A 15,056-nucleotide genomic window follows, 5' to 3' on the forward strand; every position below is an offset into this window, starting at 1 on the left:
CGTGGTCTCAAGCTCTTTACTACAGGCTTTTACCGTCGATCACCTTGCTCTCCATGCTGAGCGGATCGAGCCCTTCGATGCAGCCGAGGTTAACCCGGAAGTGTCCCGGCAGACGCAGCGTCTCATGGAACGGGTAGATACCGCAGGTTTTACAGAAATAGTGCTTGGCTACCCCGTTGCCGAACCGGTAGATAGCCAGTGCGCCCGGTTTGGCATCTATCCGTAGCGCTTTGGCCGGAAGTGTAAAGTCAGACATCAGCGCGCCTTTGCGGACACAGATGGAACAGTTGCAGCGAAGACCGCTGCTGATCTCTTCCTGTTCAAAGCTGAAGCGGATATCGCCGCAATGGCAACTGCCGTTATAGGTGTTCATAAAAGTCTTCCTCTGGAAGGTTATGCTCTCCGCTGAGACCGGGATTCGCCTGTACTAGATCAATCATTGGTGGAATCGCTTGTGCTAGGATTCAGTTCGGGAGTGCCTGTTTTGGCACTGAGGCAAGTATAGCCGGCATGTCGTAAAGGTTCACAGGGGGTGCGGCCCATCAACTATTGATCGGGCATCGACGGGGCGAGATTTGGAGTAGGGTAGCATGTCAGAGCATGTGGCCGAGAAGCGAGATACAATTATTGCGGCACTGGGTTTTCCCCGGTTACTGATGGAGCGTGAAATCAAGCGGCGCGCCTGCCCACAACATTATCACTTCAATGAACAGGCCGAGGAGTGTGTCGACTGCCTCTATATTCTAGAGTGCCAGAGCTTCAGCAAGCAGCTGGCTGAGCCGGAGCTGATGCAGGCGTCTGCTCGCGAGTTGGCTCGATTGCTGCAATTTGGTTTTGAATATGTCAGTTATCAGCCGGAACGGCAGGACCATGAAACGGCGCGTTGCGCCTGTGAATTGTGTGACTGGATACGTGCCGTGACACCCATGGTCGATTTGGGCTGAATCTATTCCCTGTTGAACAAACGCCGGGTCCAGCGGTCCGGCATGCCGCTTTCCAATTGATTGGCGGCGTGGCGCTTCCAACCGGTCGACAGGGTTTTGTGTTCCGCTAGCAGTTCCAGGTCTTCACGGCAAAATGGCCGGTTATAGAGGATATCCAGACAGGTGTGCACCGATAGGTTGGAGGTGGAGAGTTCGTGAAGCTTAAGGCTGTCACCCGGACTGACTTTGCCCTCCTGCAGTACCCGATACAGCCAGCCGATACGCCCCGATGTCTGCATGATCAGGGACATCTGGGGATAACCAAAGCGGATATTCAGTTTGAAACAGGGAGAGCGGGGTTGGCTGACCTGTAGGACAGCCTCCCCCAATGTGAAGATATCGCCGATATTAATCTGCTCTTCGAGCAGGCCGGTATCGGACAGATTTTCACCAAAAGCGCCGGGGGCAAACGGGATGGCGGTCGGCGCCAATGCCATGGCTTGCCAGAAGCGCTCCCAGTAAGTGTAGTGCTCCTGGGGATAATAGTGCAGCGCGCGCTCTACCCCGCCGTGGTGCCGCCGATCTTGTTGCTCATCGCCAGCCAAACCTCGCAAACCACAGTGCAGTGGGGTGTTAATCGGTTGTTTGTGGATCGCGCTCTGCGTCTCGCTGTTAAGTGGTGCGGTGGCGCCGGTTAATATCAACGTGCTCATAGCCTAATAAAACCTGGGCGATTTTACCGCCCGATACTTTGGTGGTGGCCGATATTCTGTATAAGGGCCACATGAATCGTAGTTACAGGACCCGCCTGGATTGCCAGTAAGCGGATTGCCAGTAAGGGCTGTCCAGTGCGGAGATCATGACACCGCTACTTTTTGAGGCGTGTAGGAAGCGATTCTGTTCCAGGTAGATTCCCACATGTTGTGTGATGCCGTTGATCTTGAAAAAAATCAGATCGCCAGTCATCAGCTCTGCGCGGTTGACCGGAATGCCGAAGCCGGCTTGCTGGCTGGTGGTGCGGGGTAGCGAGCGACCCAACTGAGAGCGGTAGGTCAGCTGGACGAATCCGGAGCAGTCTATACCGGAGCGGCTCTGCCCTCCCAGACGGTAGGGTGTGCCCCTCCACACCTGATGTTGCCGGTAAAGTCGCATAAGGAGGGTTTTATCATCTTCCACCGGTCTTAGCCTGGCATCCCCCACAAGGGCGCCGGCAGGCGGCGGTCTGGTTGTAACACCGCCACAGGCGCTCAATAACAGCAACAGGGAGATCAGAATCAGTCTACGCATAGCTCAACCGTTGTCAGCCCGTCGGCGACTATTTAAACCGCGAGGTCGTCAATCACCGTCATCCTAAGATAATAGCAGTGATTGGCAGATGCTCGCATGGCTGCGCGATTACGGTCAGAAAAATGTCGAACCGGTCTCAGCCTGGCCAATCCAGTCGAGGAAGCGGTCTGTGTGTTCTGACCCCTCAGGTGGTGCCCAGGCGGCAATTTCGGCGGCCGAAGAGGGGTTGTAGGGTCCCTGTTTTATCTCCAGGATGACGGCTTCCGAATCCTGCGGATAGAGCGTATGCCACGTGCCGGGCTGCAGTTCGATTCCATGGACGGCCGAGCCGGCCGTGAGTATAAAACGTTCTTTAATTCGGCCCTGCGGGTTGAATATTACCAGGCCGACACTACCCTGGAGCGCCAGTATCAGCTCCCACTGATGCGATTGGAGATGAGCATGGGGGCGCACATAAGTGCCCTGGACCAGACCGATGCAGACTCGCTGAACCGGTTCGTCATAACTGCGATGCAGATTCAGGTGAGCCCGCTTGCGTGGACTGCGGTGCGCGTCATTCAGTAATTGTTGATACAGCGGTTGGTCAATTGTCTGCCGCATCGTCTTCCTGGGAGGTCGATTTATTCACCCGGCCCTTGATTGCCCACGCCCGGGCGCGCAGTTTGATTGAGCCGTCGCTGGCAGTGGGCAGTCGCGACTGAAGCAGGTCACGTAGGGCTAGCTGATCCGCTTCCGGTTGCGAGAGCAGATAAGTGGGGGCTGTACCCTGTCCCGCTTGAAAGGGTACCCAGAACTGCTCGAAGTCAGGGAACTCCTGGATGATTTCGAAAGCGGTGACGGTGATCTCCGTGAGACCGGCATTGTTGAACAGTTCACGCAGGGCCGGTTTATTGCAATCGGCAAAGCGTTTGCCTTCGTGCATTACTTCGGCCATTAGGTTCAGTTCAACGGCTGACTCCCAGAAATGGTGCAGCATCTCCATGCTGCCGGCGTAGTCCCAAACGTAGGCGGCAACGGTGCCGCCGTCACGGGTGACCCGCACCATCTCCTGAAGTGCCTCATCGGGTGCCGGAGGCAGGTTGAGCAGCAGCCCGGATACGGTAATATCCACCGCGTCATCGTCCACCGGCAGGGACATGGCATTACCGACGCGCAACTGGACGTCTTGGCGCAGGCGCATCTGTGCTGTTTTGATAAAGCTTTCAGATTGGTCTACGGCATACAGCTCCGCCGGCTTATAGTGGCTGAGAATAATGTCGCTCAACGGACCGGTACCACAGCCCACATCCAGCCAGCGTAGCCCCGGTCCCGGGTTCAGCCACTGCAAAAAAGGTGTGGCGACAAGCCGGCTCCAGCGGCCCATGTAGAGCTCATAGGCATCACCCGATTCCCACGTTACTTTCATTTCCGCCAGCTCCAGTTTGATAGCGCCACTTGGTTCAAGTTTGTACCAATCCGGGCATTAATAAAAGGTATGGGCCCGTGGCCTCCGGCTGGGCCAGGTAACCGGCTGTATATAGCGTTCGTTCCGGGTTCCGTAAATGGAGTCTGTCAAGCTGACTCGGCGTTCTCGTTCTCCATGCCGGCCAACTCCTTGGCCGTGGTGGCGATGCCAAGGTCATGCAGGATACTAAACAGTGCCGGTACCACCAGCAGTACCAACAGGGTGGTGGTCATCAGGCCAAAGACGATGCTGGTGGCCAACGGCACCAGCACCTGTGCTTGCATGCTCTTCTCCAGCAGCAACGGGATCAACCCGGCAATGGTGGTGATTGAGGTGAGTAGTACCGCCCTGAACCGGTCACGGCTGGCTGTTTTAGCCGCTTCGATAATGTGGTGTCCCTCCTTGACCCGCAACTTGATAAATTCAACCAATAGAATCGAATCGTTGACGACGATGCCCGCCAACGAGGTGAATCCGATAATGCCAGGCAAGGTGAAACTGAGCCCCATCAGCAGATGCCCCCAGATGACCCCAATCAGGGCCAGGGGGATGATCGACATCACCACCAGGGGTTCCATGTAGCTGCGAAACTGGAAACTGAGCAGGATGAAGATGCCGACCAGTCCGATCGCGAAGCTGCGCAACATGGAGCGGCCGGTTTTGGCCGTATCCTTGGACTGTCCCTCAACCGCCGCCTGCATCCCTGGGTAGCGACTCAGCAGATCCGGCAGGAAATGGGCCAAGGTGTGATTGATCACTTCCCTGGCGTTGGCGATGCGGGTGTCCAGATCGCCGCTGATGGTGACCGTGCGTGTGCCGTTGACCCGCAGGATACGTGAGTAGCCGCGCGACTCCTCGATCCAGGCCACGGTGCTCAAGGGTACCTGGTCACCGGATGCGGTGGTGATGCGGAAGCCTTCCACATACGTCAGGCTGGCCCGGTCATCCGCGTCCAGGCGAACATCGATCTCATACGCTTCGGCACCAACCTGGATTTCATTGGCGGTGGTGCCATAGAAGGCGGCTCTTAGCTGGTTGGCAATGGTGGAGGCATCCAGTCCCAGGGACAACGCACCATCGCGCAGGTGCAAGCGTAGTTCCGGTTTGCCGGGACGCAGATTATCCGACAGGTCGAAGGTGCCGCGGTAGCTGGCCAGCCACTCCTGCAGGGCCAGCGATGCTTGTTTAAGCTGATCCAGATCGGGGCCGGTGAGACGGATCTCCAAGGGAATGCCTCCGGGGCCAATGGTGGGCTCTTTGAAGTTCATCGCCACCAGGTCGGGAATCTCGCCCACGGTTTCCCGCCACAGGTTGATATAGTCGTCCAGATGACCGTTACGCGCTTCGGCGGTGAGCAGGTCTATCGTGACCGTGGCCAGATGTGGGCCGCTCTCGTTGGCATCCAGGTTGTTGTTGAAGCGTACCTGTACATTGCGCACTAGCTGCTGCCGGTCCGGCTGCAGTGGCGTGAAATGCTCGTTCACAACCTGGATGGCGTCGGTCACTTGCCGGACTACCGCTTTCGTGCGTGCCAACGGTGTGCCCTGGGGCAGCAGAATGCGTGCCTCAATGATGTCGCCTTCGATATCCGGGAACGACTGGAATTTCAACTTGCCGCCCACCAGCATGCCGATACTGAGTAGGAACAGGCCGATAACGATACCGATAAACCAGTAGCGCTGATGGATAGCCCAGTCGACCAAGTGGCCCACCGTGTTGTCCCTGAAGTGAATCAGGCGTTTGTCGAAACCTTGTCGAAACTGACTTATCTGTTGCTCGTGCTGCTTTATTGAATGGGCCAGATGGTGGGGCAGAATCAGGAACGCCTCGATCAGGCTGATCGCCAATACCAGCAATAGCACCATGGGGATGAATTGCAGCACCTTGCCCATGTGGCCTGAGAGGAAGGCGAGCGGGCCGAACACGGATACTGTGGTCAGGAACGAGGAGATGACGCCGGGTGAAACCTGGCGGGTGCCGTCGATGGCCGCCTGCATGGCGCGCTTCCCCTGGTGCAATTGGGTGGCGATGTTTTCAGCTATTACGATGGCGTCGTCCATCAACAGGCCGATGGCGATCAACAGCGCCACCATGGTGATCATATTGATGGTGAGGCCGAGGATGCTCATGAAAAACAGGGCGCCCAGGAAGGAGACGGGCAATCCCATGGCGACCCAGAAGGCAAAACGGCCCTGAAAAAACAGCCACATCACCAGGAATACCAGCAGCAGTCCCTGCCCACCGTTTTTCACCAGTAGGCTGAGGCGGTCCTTGACGATAGAAGAGCGGTCCTGGGTGATATGGAAGTTAACGCCTTGGGGGGCGGTCGGGCGCAGTTCCCGCTCCAGAAAGCGGCTCACGGCATCCATCACCTTGATGGTGTCCTGTTGTTTGGTCTTGATCACCTGCAGCAAGGCGGCGCGTTGGCCGTTGAACAGTACCTGTTCCTCATCGAGTTCAAAGCGGTCACTGATATGGGTGATGTCACCCAAGCGGATTTCCGCACCGGAGTTGGCGCTCACTATGATCAGATCGGCTAAGGCCTCCGGAGTGCGTCGCAGGTCGGTAAAGCGGATCAGTAGGTTACGGTCAGCGGTTTCCAGCGAGCCGGCAGGCAGGTCGATGCCCTGGCGACGCACGCTGTTGGCGACGTCGGACATTCTGATGCCATATTGCAACAGGGAGCGGGCCGGTACCTCGATGCGTAGCTGGTGGTCGGAAAAACCGTTGATCTCAATCTGTGAAATCTCCGGCAACCGTTGCATGCGCTCCTTCACCTGTTCCGCGTAAGCCTTCAGGTCACGGCTGGACATAGGGCCGGTGATGGCGATGGCGACGACATTGTCGGTGCGGCCCAGCTCTTTGATTACCGGTAATTCCGTCTCGTCGGGAAGGGTGTTGATGGCGTCCACTTCGCTCTTGATGTCATCCTTGAAGCGGGTCATGTCACCCCCTTCGGTCATTTCTACCACGGCGATGGCGACCCCTTCACGCGCCTCGCAACGCAGCTCTTCCACTTCGCTGACGCCATCTATGGCATCTTCCAGACGCTGGCAAATCGCCTCTTCCACATCCTCGGCGCTGGCCCCCGGATAGGCGACGCTGATCTGCAACTGTTCGGCCGCGAAATCGGGGAAGGTCTCCCGCTGCAGGCCGGGCAGGGTAGAGAGACCCAAAACGGCGAGAAACAGCATCAGCAGATTACCGGCGGTGGGATGGCGGGCAAAGAAAGCGATCATAATGCCAACGCTCCACCGGCAGTACTTGACAGCTGCTGTTGTGTCGCCGGATCAGGACTTGGTTTCAACAACATGCCCTGAATGGCCGGTACCAAATCGGAGATCACCACCTGTTCGCCCGCCTTCAGACCGTCGGTGATGGTGGCGAAACCAGGCTGCAGCATGCCCACCTCCACCTCGCGGATCTCCAATCGCTGCTGTTCATTGACCACGTAGAGATGGTGATCGTGCAGGGCGGAACGTGGAACGACCAGGCTGTCCGGGCGCGCTTTGCCGGCCAGGGTGACTTGTACAAACAGCCCCTTTACCAGCGGTGGGCGGCTGCCGGGCAGTACATTGGCATAAGGTTTGTCGACTTCGACGATCACGCCAACGGTGCGGGTTTTGGGGTCCAGGGTATCGCTCAACCGGGCAAAACGGGCGTCCCAGGAGGCACTCAGACCATTTTCCTGCAGGGTGGCTGTGGCGCTGAGGCCGATCTGTTGCAGCGTCTCGGCCGGGTTCAGGTTGAGCACGTCAATGGGGCGGTTGGCGTGAATCAGGTGGCTCATCTGGGTGATGGGAATTTGGATTTCAATCTCGGCTTTGTCCAGGTCATCGGCGACAACCAACTGTTCGCCCTCCCGGACATATTGGTCCTGCTCCACGTTCACTTCAGCGATCCGGCTGGTAAAGGGGAGGTGGATCTCGGTATTGGCAAGACTGCGGCGGGCCGTAGCCAAGCTGGCCATATGCCGTTCGAGTTGGGCCTTTAGCAGCGCCTTCTGACTGGGGAACAGATTCAAGGTATTGACCTGGGCCTGAACGCTTTGCTGTTGGGTCAACAGGCTGCGCTCCTGACTCTCCAGGTCAGAGCGGCTGATTCCGCCTTTACCTACCAGCAGGCGTTTGCGCTCCAGTTCTTTCTGATTCAATGCCAGTGCAGCCTGTTCGATTGCTAACGACTTTTCGGTATTGACTGCTTTCGCCGCCAGTTCATCGAGTTGCGCACGTGTGGCCTGAATATCTGACTCGGCCTGGGCGATGGCCAGTTCATAGTCGGCCGGATCGATACGCAGGATCAGGCTACCCGCTTCAATGATGGCGCCCTTCAATAGGGCCGGATGCTTCTCGACGATTTTTCCCTTCACCTGGGCCACCGCTTCCCAGGTTCGATTGGGTCTGACGGTGCCATGCCCCGTGGCAGTCGGAATAACGGTCAGGCTGGGGGCGTTGATTACACGGACCAGTTTGGCCTGCTCCTGCCGAGTCTCTTGAGTGGGCGGGTTGCTGCTCTTTTTCAGCGCCGTTAAGGCAGCAATACCTGCCATGACAGGGATCAGGATGACCCATTTTTTGCTGATGGGCATGATTCAGGACTCCGGAGCTAGGGATTATTGATTTGAATGGAGTATGACGGCCAAACCACCACACGGTTCCGTATGGACTAGAGTAAATAATAGGGGACGCAAGAATGGCAATCGATGCGATATATCAAGACATGCGAATTTTTTGATTTAGTTACATTGGAAAAGTACTGACATAGAGTGAAAAACCACAAATGAAATCGTCTGTTTTTGATCATTCTCAACAGGGTTGAATAAACCCATCTAAACATGATAGAGGCCTGATGGGGGTCAATGGAATTTGGTTGACCTTGCAGTGGGTTTAGGCTTTAGAGTCGGCCTTGTATTCACTTGAAAGTTAAGAGTGAGTTAAGGAGATTTATGGATGATGTGTTGACTATTGGACAGCTTGCTCAGCGTACCGGGATCGGAGTATCGGCTATACGCTTTTATGAGCAGAAGGGGTTGATAGACGGGCCGCCTCGAAACAAATCCGGTTATCGCCTCTATCCGCAAAAATACGTTGAGCGGGTTCGGTTCATCAAGAATTGCCGGGATCTTGGCTTCCCGTTGCGTAGCGTGTCGGAGTTGTTGAAACTGTGCTATCCAGAAAGTGTTCAGATTGAGTGCGCTATCGTGCAAGAGCGCGTCCAAAAACAGTATGAGGTTGTGCTCAAACAGTTTGAGGAGTTGAATCGGCAACGAGAAAAGTTGGAAAAGCTGCTGGATGCCTGCCCTCAAGCCGGTGGCGAAGACGAATGCGATTTTCTTCAGATCATGCTCGATGAAACAGGGAATCCCTGCAACGGCTAAAGTCGGTCCCGCCGGAGTTATGCCCCCTATTCTGCAAAGAACAGCCAAGCAACTCTTCTCCTCGTTAGGGATCCGTTATTATTCCCTTTCAGTAGGGAGGAGTTGCTGACTCAATGCTGTTCGCCGGTTCGGGGCGGTCAAGTTTCCTCTACTGGCTCTGAATAGGAGCATTCTTTCTGCGGACAGACTTTTTCAGTGCCCTTGCGCTTGGTGGTTTTGATTGTCAGCACCGGCCAGCCGCAGCTGGGGCAAGGTTCTGCGATTGGTTCGTTCCAGGTGGCATAGTCACAGTCCGGGTAGGTTGAACAGGAGTAAAATACCTTGCCGCGACGCGACTTGCGTTTCATCAGCGTGCCTTTGCCGCATTTCGGACAATCTACGCCGGTGTCCTCCGGTTTCTCCAGCGGCTCGATGTGGCGGCAGGTGGGGTAGTTGCTGCAACCGATAAACTTGCCGTATTTGCCCCGCTTTATCACCAGGTCGGATTGGCATTCCGGGCACTTGCGTCCCTCGACAATGGTGGGTTCTTCCTGTTCTTTCTTGTCGCCGTTCAAGTCGCGGGTGTAATCGCACTCTGGATAATTGGTGCAACCGATAAAGCGGCCGTGTCGCCCGAGTCGGATGGAGAGCGGTTTGCCGCAACTGGGACAAGCTTCGTCCAGCGCTTCATGGGTGACGTCGCTGCGTTTGACATTCTCCTGGGTATGATCGATGCGCTCTTTGAATGGCGCCCAGAATTGACGCAGTAGCGGTATCCACTCCTGCTCGCCACGCGAGATGGCATCCAGTTCGTCTTCCAGTTTCGCGGTAAAGTCGTAGTCCACATAGCGGGTAAAGTACTGGGTCAGGAATTTGTTGACCACGCGTCCCACGTCGGTGGGATAGAAGCGTTTCTTCTCCAACTGCACATACTCGCGGTCCTGCAGAGTGGAGATAATGGAGGCGTAGGTGGAGGGGCGTCCGATACCGTGTTCCTCAAGTGCCTTGACCAGACTTGCTTCGCTGTAGCGGGGCGGTGGCTCGGTAAAGTGCTGCTCGGGACGGATTTGGTTGAGGATGATCTCCTCGCCTTCTGTGAGGGGTGGCAGCAGTTTTTCATCCCCATCGCCCTTCTTGGCGTCATCGACACTCTCCATATAGACGGCCATGAAGCCGGCATTGGCTACGGTCGAGCCATTGGCCCGGAAATTGTTACCTTCGCCACAGGAGAGATCTGCCGAGACGGTGTCGATGGTGGCATGGATCATCTGGCAGGCCACGGTGCGCTTCCAGATCAGTTCATAAAGCCGGTGCTGGTCTTTGGTCAGGTGGCTCTGCAACGCTTCGGGGGTACGCTGTATGGAGGTGGTACGAATCGCCTCATGCGCCTCTTGGGCGTTTTTTGATTTGGTCTTGAAGCTGCGCGGCTTGGACGGCAGTTGGTCGGCGCCGAACTGAGCGGTGATGAATTCACGCAATTCATTGATGGCGTCCTCGGACAGGTTGACCGAGTCGGTACGCATATAGGTGATGAGACCGATGGCGCCCCCGCCGGTGTCGATGCCTTCATACAGCTGCTGTGCCGTGCGCATGGTGCGTTGTGCGGTAAAACCGAGTTTGCGGGCGGCTTCCTGTTGCAGTGTCGAGGTAGTGAAAGGGGCGGCGGGATTACGTTTGCGCTGTTTCTTCTGGACCTTTTCAACTTTCAGTTTGCCGGCGGCCGCGGCCAAAAGCTGTTGTTCGGCTGCGATAGCCGCCTCGCCATTATTGATATCGAACTGGTCCAGCTTGTTGCCCTGATAATGGGTCAACTTGGCGCTGAAAGGTTGCTCCTGCTTGGTCAGGTCGGCCTCGATTGTCCAGTATTCCCGTGCAACAAACGCCTCGATCTCTTCTTCCCGTTCCACAATCATGCGCAGGGCCGGGCTCTGTACCCGCCCGGCCGACAGGCCGCGGCGGATCTTTTTCCATAGGAGGGGTGATAGGTTGAAGCCGACCAGATAGTCCAGGGCGCGCCGCGCCTGCTGGGCGTTTACCAAGTCCATCGACAGATCGCGGGGTTGGGCTACCGCCTCCTGCAAGGCTTTTTGCGTGATCTCATTGAACACGACGCGCTGCACTTCCTTGTCTTTCAGCAGCTTGCGATTCTTCAACAGTTCATAGAGGTGCCAGGAGATGGCCTCGCCTTCGCGATCCGGGTCAGTGGCCAGCAGTAGAGCATCGGACTTTTTCAGTGCCTTGGCAATCGCCTGCACATGGCGGTCGTTGCGTTCAATAACCTGGTATTTCATGCTGAAGTCATTGGCCGGGTCCACCGCGCCCTCTTTCGGCACCAGATCCCGCACGTGGCCATAGGAGGCCAGTACCTCGTATTCTGAGCCCAGGTACTTCTTAATGGTTTTGCATTTGGCGGGTGATTCTACGATTACCAGCTTCATCAGATCGGTTCAGTTGTTTAAAAGTTGTCAGCTAAATTTATCAGTGCAGACAGAGGGTGATCTGTCCGCCATGGTTTAACCTGTGCGAAAATTATTTTTTATAGGGGCCCGGCGAGCCCCTAGCCCCATGTCCGGGTTATTAGTGCAGATAGGCAGGGATATCGTTGTACACTAACTCTTCCATCTGTGCAAAAGCGCTCTCCTGGCCCGGCTGATTGATCAGTACCATCAGGACCACCCATTTGATCTCTTCCACGCCAATGGTGGGTGTCCCCAATGCGATGGCGCGGTCAATGACCAGCTCGCGGCCCGAGGGGTTGAGAATGCTATTCTGTTCCAGGAACATCAGCAGTCCGCGCGAATCGGTATCGATACGGCGCTGCTCTTCGGTCGTGTAAATACGTAGCGCGCCCTGCGGTTGGTGATGGAAGTTTTCCGGGGTTTGCCGTTCGGCCAGTTCATCCATCCACTGGAAGGCTTTATTCACCTCCTGTTCCGGAAAGCCGGCCTGAATCAACTCTTCATGGATTTGGCCCTGGTCGGAAATAGAGTCCTGATCGCTGTCCATGTAGTTCTCATAGAGGTAGATCAAGATATCAACTACGTTTTCGTTCATGCTGCGTCCTTCACTGGCGGGGCCAATAAATGCCGGTAAAAACCGTTAAAATCTACAAACTATTGGGGTTCGGTGCTCATCTTTCCGGTTCGACAATAGCGTCCGCCGGGCGCAGCTGAGACAAAACCTTCAAGCTCAAGTAGTAGAAGCATGGAGGAAACCGCGTCCGCGGTCAATCCGCTGCGCTGAATCAGCAGATCGACCGGCGTGGGATCGTAATCCAGTGCCGCCATCAGTTGCTGGTACTCCTGGTCCCATTTTCGTGTGGGTGTCGTGACTGGTTCCTCCGCTGTTTTTCCAGCCAGGGTCAAGTGGCCCAATAAGGGGGCCAGCTCCTCAAGAATATCTTCGGCTGTCTCGACCAGTTTGGCTCCTTGGCGGATCAGTGCATGGCAGCCACGTGCCAGCGGATTATGAATTGACCCCGGTATGGCGAACACTTCCCGGCCCTGCTCGGTGGCTAGTCGCGCGGTAATCAAAGAGCCGCTCTTTTGCGCTGCCTCCACCACCAGGGTGCCGACACACAGGCCGCTGATGATGCGGTTGCGACGCGGGAAGTTGGCCGGAATAGGCGGTGTGCCGGGCGGCAGTTCGGAAATCAGAGCGCCCTGTTCGGCAATCTGGTGCGCCAGCTCCCGGTGTTTGGCCGGATAGACCCGGTCAAGGCCGGTACCGGTGACCGCCAGGGTGGCGTTGAGGGTTTGCAGTGCACCGCGATGGGCGGCGCCATCAATGCCGGCCGCCAATCCGCTGGTGATCACCAGTCCAGCGTCGGCGAGAAAACGGGCGAAGTCAAGGGCGGTCTGCTCTCCGCTTGGGGTTGGATTTCTCGAACCAACTATCGCTATCTGGGGTGCGTCGAGGATGGTCGGGTTCCCCTGGATAAACAGCAGGGGTGGGGGATCTTCGATCTCCTTGAGCAGTGCCGGGTAGGCGGCATCCTGCAGGGTTAGTACGCTTCTTTGCTCCCCTTCCAGCCAGCGTAGATCCTGTTCAGCCTGGTCCCAGTCCGGGGCGCGCAGCCATGCGACGCTTGCTGGCCGGAGGCCTTCGTGTGCCGGGTGCTGGCTGGCGAACAAGGGGCGGGGGTCACCGCCACAATAGCCCAGCAGCCGATTTATGCTACGGCTGCCGAGCCCGGGGGTGTGTAGTAGGGCCAACCAGTAATGCAGGTCGGTCTGTGAATGTTCGGGGTGCCCTTCCTTGGCCTGCCGAGTGGCGTGGTCACTCTTCTCCTGATGGGACATCGGGTTGCGGTTTTCCTCCGACAGCGGTTAAGGGTTGTGTACCCGGTCCAGTACATGGAGTGCACGCGTGGCCTTCATGATCAGGGCGAAGCTGACCCGGTCGAAGGTGCGGAAGACCATCAAGGTCCCGGCTGTCTCATCCGGCAGGGTAACGGTTTCGCCTGTGTTCTTGGAAACGGTATCCCGGATGGTTTCGCCGCGGTGGTCGATGGCCATTACGTTGCCGGGTTCCAGTCCGTCGTTAGCGCCGCGATCCAGTACCACAACATTAAATTGACCAATCTGACTGACGCCGTTCAAGACGGCTATAATGCTGCCGTTCACCGCTTGCTTGGGGGCGGAGGGGAAGAAGGTGTTCAGCGGGGTGTCGTCCGTTACCGGTAGCAGACGGTCCCCTTTGAGGGTTTCCAGCTCCATATCAGTGAGCGTCAGGGTGGCCGGGTCGCCCGGCTTCAGCAGTTCGCTACTGCTGATATAGAGGGCTTCATAACCGAGTATTTCGCCGGTTTCGGCGTCTTTGTAGGCGTCACCCGGCCGAACTACGTCGAATTTCTGGTTGTCAGTAGTGTCGATAGCGCGGACGTAGGCACGGACGTCGTTACTGCCGAGGATATGCTCATCGGCGAAGGCGACCACATAAGGCGCATTATCCAGATCATCCTGGTCCATGACATAAGGTCGGGTCAGGAACTGATGAATGGCATCGATCGGGATAGCCGGGATGGCGCCGCTCAAGGGGGTGGAACGAACCTGGGGCGAAAGCTGCACCACCGAGCCACGCTGCAGGCCGAGACGCGGCTGGCCGTTTACATAGGTCATTGTGATAATATCACCGGGGTAGATCAGGTGCGGATTGGCGATCTGTGGATTGACATACCAGACGTCGGGCCAGAGCCAGGGATCCCTGAGGAATTTGCCGGCGATGTCCCACAAGGTATCTCCTTTGACCACCACGTATCGATCCGGGTGGCTGGGATTGACGGCGACCGTATCGGCTGCCAGTGCGCCCCATGAGATGAGCAGGCCGAATACCAGGCAGGCGAGCTTGTTTCTAGACGTAAACATGGCGATCCCTTTGCGTTGACTGTTGGTTCCGGATAACCAGTAATTCTGGCCGGATAGACGGCCCAGAATCCTGTATCATCATAATGTTAGCGAATTATTCTAGCTTTGTACTATAGATTGACGGAAAACCCAATGGCTATTCTGAACATACTGCATTTTCCAGACCCAAGATTGCGTAATAAAGCACAGGTTGTGAAATCTTTTGATGAAGATTTGCGCAAATTGGCGGCCGATATGCTGGAAACCATGTATCAGGCACCCGGTATCGGATTGGCGTCGATCCAGGTCAATGATCCCCGGCGTTTGGTGGTGATCGATGTCTCTGAAGAGCATAATGATCCCCTCTGCCTGGTAAATCCCGAGATACTGGAGAAGCGTGGTGAGCACAAGATGGATGAAGGGTGCCTCTCTGTGCCCGGTGTCTACGAGCCGGTGATCCGGGCTACCGATATCAAGGTTCGGGCGCAGAATCTGGACGGTGAGACCATTGAATTCGAGGCGGATGACCTGTTGGCGGTCTGCATCCAGCACGAATTGGATCACCTTGATGGCAAGCTGTTTATCGATAACCTGTCCAATCTCAAGAAACAACGAATCCGTAAAAAACTGGAAAAAGAGAGTCGCCAGGCGCAACAGGAGGCGGTCGGTCAGGCGTTATAAGCCGCCGGCAGCCCCTTTTA

The 15,056-nt window shown here is 56.4% G+C and carries 14 protein-coding genes; 3 read left to right on the top strand and 11 right to left on the bottom strand.

The genetic code is table 11. The features are described from left to right. Nucleotides 1-19 precede the first annotated feature (19 nt). Nucleotides 20-373 carry a GFA family protein gene (locus ACQY5R_RS15775; RefSeq protein WP_428610046.1) on the bottom strand — a complete coding sequence of 118 codons (354 nt, stop codon included), beginning with the start codon at nucleotides 371-373 and terminating at the stop codon, nucleotides 20-22. 217 nt (nucleotides 374-590) lie between these two features. On the opposite strand from ACQY5R_RS15775, the gene ACQY5R_RS15780 reads away from it, so the two are divergent. Continuing rightward, nucleotides 591-944, top strand: a complete 354-nt coding sequence (locus ACQY5R_RS15780) for a hypothetical protein (RefSeq protein WP_428610047.1) — start codon at nucleotides 591-593, stop codon at nucleotides 942-944. A 2-nt stretch (nucleotides 945-946) separates the two neighbouring features. On the opposite strand, the gene ACQY5R_RS15785 is transcribed toward ACQY5R_RS15780, so the two are convergent. The 6 genes from ACQY5R_RS15785 to ACQY5R_RS15810 all read right to left on the bottom strand — a co-directional run bounded on the left by ACQY5R_RS15785 (nucleotide 947) and on the right by ACQY5R_RS15810 (nucleotide 8,242). Next, on the bottom strand, nucleotides 947-1,636 hold the full coding sequence (locus ACQY5R_RS15785) for an MOSC domain-containing protein (RefSeq protein WP_428610049.1): 690 nt from the start codon (nucleotides 1,634-1,636) through the stop codon (nucleotides 947-949). Nucleotides 1,637-1,718: 82 nt separating this feature from the next. Next, nucleotides 1,719-2,210 carry an NlpC/P60 family protein gene (locus ACQY5R_RS15790; RefSeq protein ID WP_428610051.1) on the bottom strand — a complete coding sequence of 164 codons (492 nt, stop codon included), beginning with the start codon at nucleotides 2,208-2,210 and terminating at the stop codon, nucleotides 1,719-1,721. Between the two features lie 114 nt (nucleotides 2,211-2,324). Further along, on the bottom strand, nucleotides 2,325-2,810 hold the full coding sequence (locus ACQY5R_RS15795) for a WbuC family cupin fold metalloprotein (RefSeq protein ID WP_428610052.1): 486 nt from the start codon (nucleotides 2,808-2,810) through the stop codon (nucleotides 2,325-2,327). Further along, on the bottom strand, nucleotides 2,794-3,615 hold the full coding sequence (locus ACQY5R_RS15800; protein WP_428610054.1) for a class I SAM-dependent methyltransferase: 822 nt from the start codon (nucleotides 3,613-3,615) through the stop codon (nucleotides 2,794-2,796). The genes ACQY5R_RS15795 and ACQY5R_RS15800 overlap by 17 nt, the downstream gene beginning before the upstream one ends. A 146-nt stretch (nucleotides 3,616-3,761) precedes the next feature. Then, nucleotides 3,762-6,893 (bottom strand): efflux RND transporter permease subunit, encoded by a 3,132-nt coding sequence (locus ACQY5R_RS15805; RefSeq protein WP_428610056.1) that lies wholly within the window; start codon nucleotides 6,891-6,893, stop codon nucleotides 3,762-3,764. After that, on the bottom strand, nucleotides 6,890-8,242 hold the full coding sequence (locus ACQY5R_RS15810; RefSeq protein WP_428610058.1) for an efflux RND transporter periplasmic adaptor subunit: 1,353 nt from the start codon (nucleotides 8,240-8,242) through the stop codon (nucleotides 6,890-6,892). Before ACQY5R_RS15810 ends, ACQY5R_RS15805 begins: the two co-directional genes overlap by 4 nt. A gap of 357 nt (nucleotides 8,243-8,599) precedes the next feature. Between ACQY5R_RS15810 and ACQY5R_RS15815 the strand changes: the two genes are divergently transcribed. Next, nucleotides 8,600-9,031 carry a MerR family transcriptional regulator gene (locus tag ACQY5R_RS15815; RefSeq protein WP_428610059.1) on the top strand — a complete coding sequence of 144 codons (432 nt, stop codon included), beginning with the start codon at nucleotides 8,600-8,602 and terminating at the stop codon, nucleotides 9,029-9,031. 137 nt (nucleotides 9,032-9,168) lie between these two features. Here ACQY5R_RS15815 and topA read toward each other — a convergent pair whose 3' ends face one another. From topA to ACQY5R_RS15835, 4 genes are all read right to left on the bottom strand, one after another. Beyond that, complete coding sequence (topA, locus tag ACQY5R_RS15820) at nucleotides 9,169-11,448, bottom strand: type I DNA topoisomerase (protein WP_428610060.1); 2,280 nt, start codon at nucleotides 11,446-11,448, stop codon at nucleotides 9,169-9,171. 139 nt (nucleotides 11,449-11,587) lie between these two features. Further along, the gene (locus ACQY5R_RS15825) at nucleotides 11,588-12,064 is read right to left on the bottom strand and encodes a DUF494 family protein (RefSeq protein WP_428610061.1); all 477 of its coding nucleotides are present in this window, start codon (nucleotides 12,062-12,064) and stop codon (nucleotides 11,588-11,590) included. Between the two features lie 59 nt (nucleotides 12,065-12,123). Further along, nucleotides 12,124-13,311, bottom strand: a complete 1,188-nt coding sequence (gene dprA / locus ACQY5R_RS15830; RefSeq protein ID WP_428610063.1) for a DNA-processing protein DprA — start codon at nucleotides 13,309-13,311, stop codon at nucleotides 12,124-12,126. A 27-nt stretch (nucleotides 13,312-13,338) separates the two neighbouring features. After that, the gene (locus ACQY5R_RS15835; protein ID WP_428610064.1) at nucleotides 13,339-14,376 is read right to left on the bottom strand and encodes a LysM peptidoglycan-binding domain-containing protein; all 1,038 of its coding nucleotides are present in this window, start codon (nucleotides 14,374-14,376) and stop codon (nucleotides 13,339-13,341) included. 132 nt (nucleotides 14,377-14,508) lie between these two features. Here ACQY5R_RS15835 and def point away from each other — a divergent pair, with 132 nt between their 5' ends. Then, nucleotides 14,509-15,036: a peptide deformylase gene (gene def, locus ACQY5R_RS15840; RefSeq protein WP_428610066.1), complete on the top strand. Its 528-nt coding sequence runs from the start codon at nucleotides 14,509-14,511 to the stop codon at nucleotides 15,034-15,036. Nucleotides 15,037-15,056 lie beyond the last annotated feature (20 nt).

It is taken from the genome of Sedimenticola sp. (genome assembly GCF_050289425.1).
Classification (GTDB): Bacteria; Pseudomonadota; Gammaproteobacteria; order Chromatiales; family Chromatiaceae; genus Sedimenticola.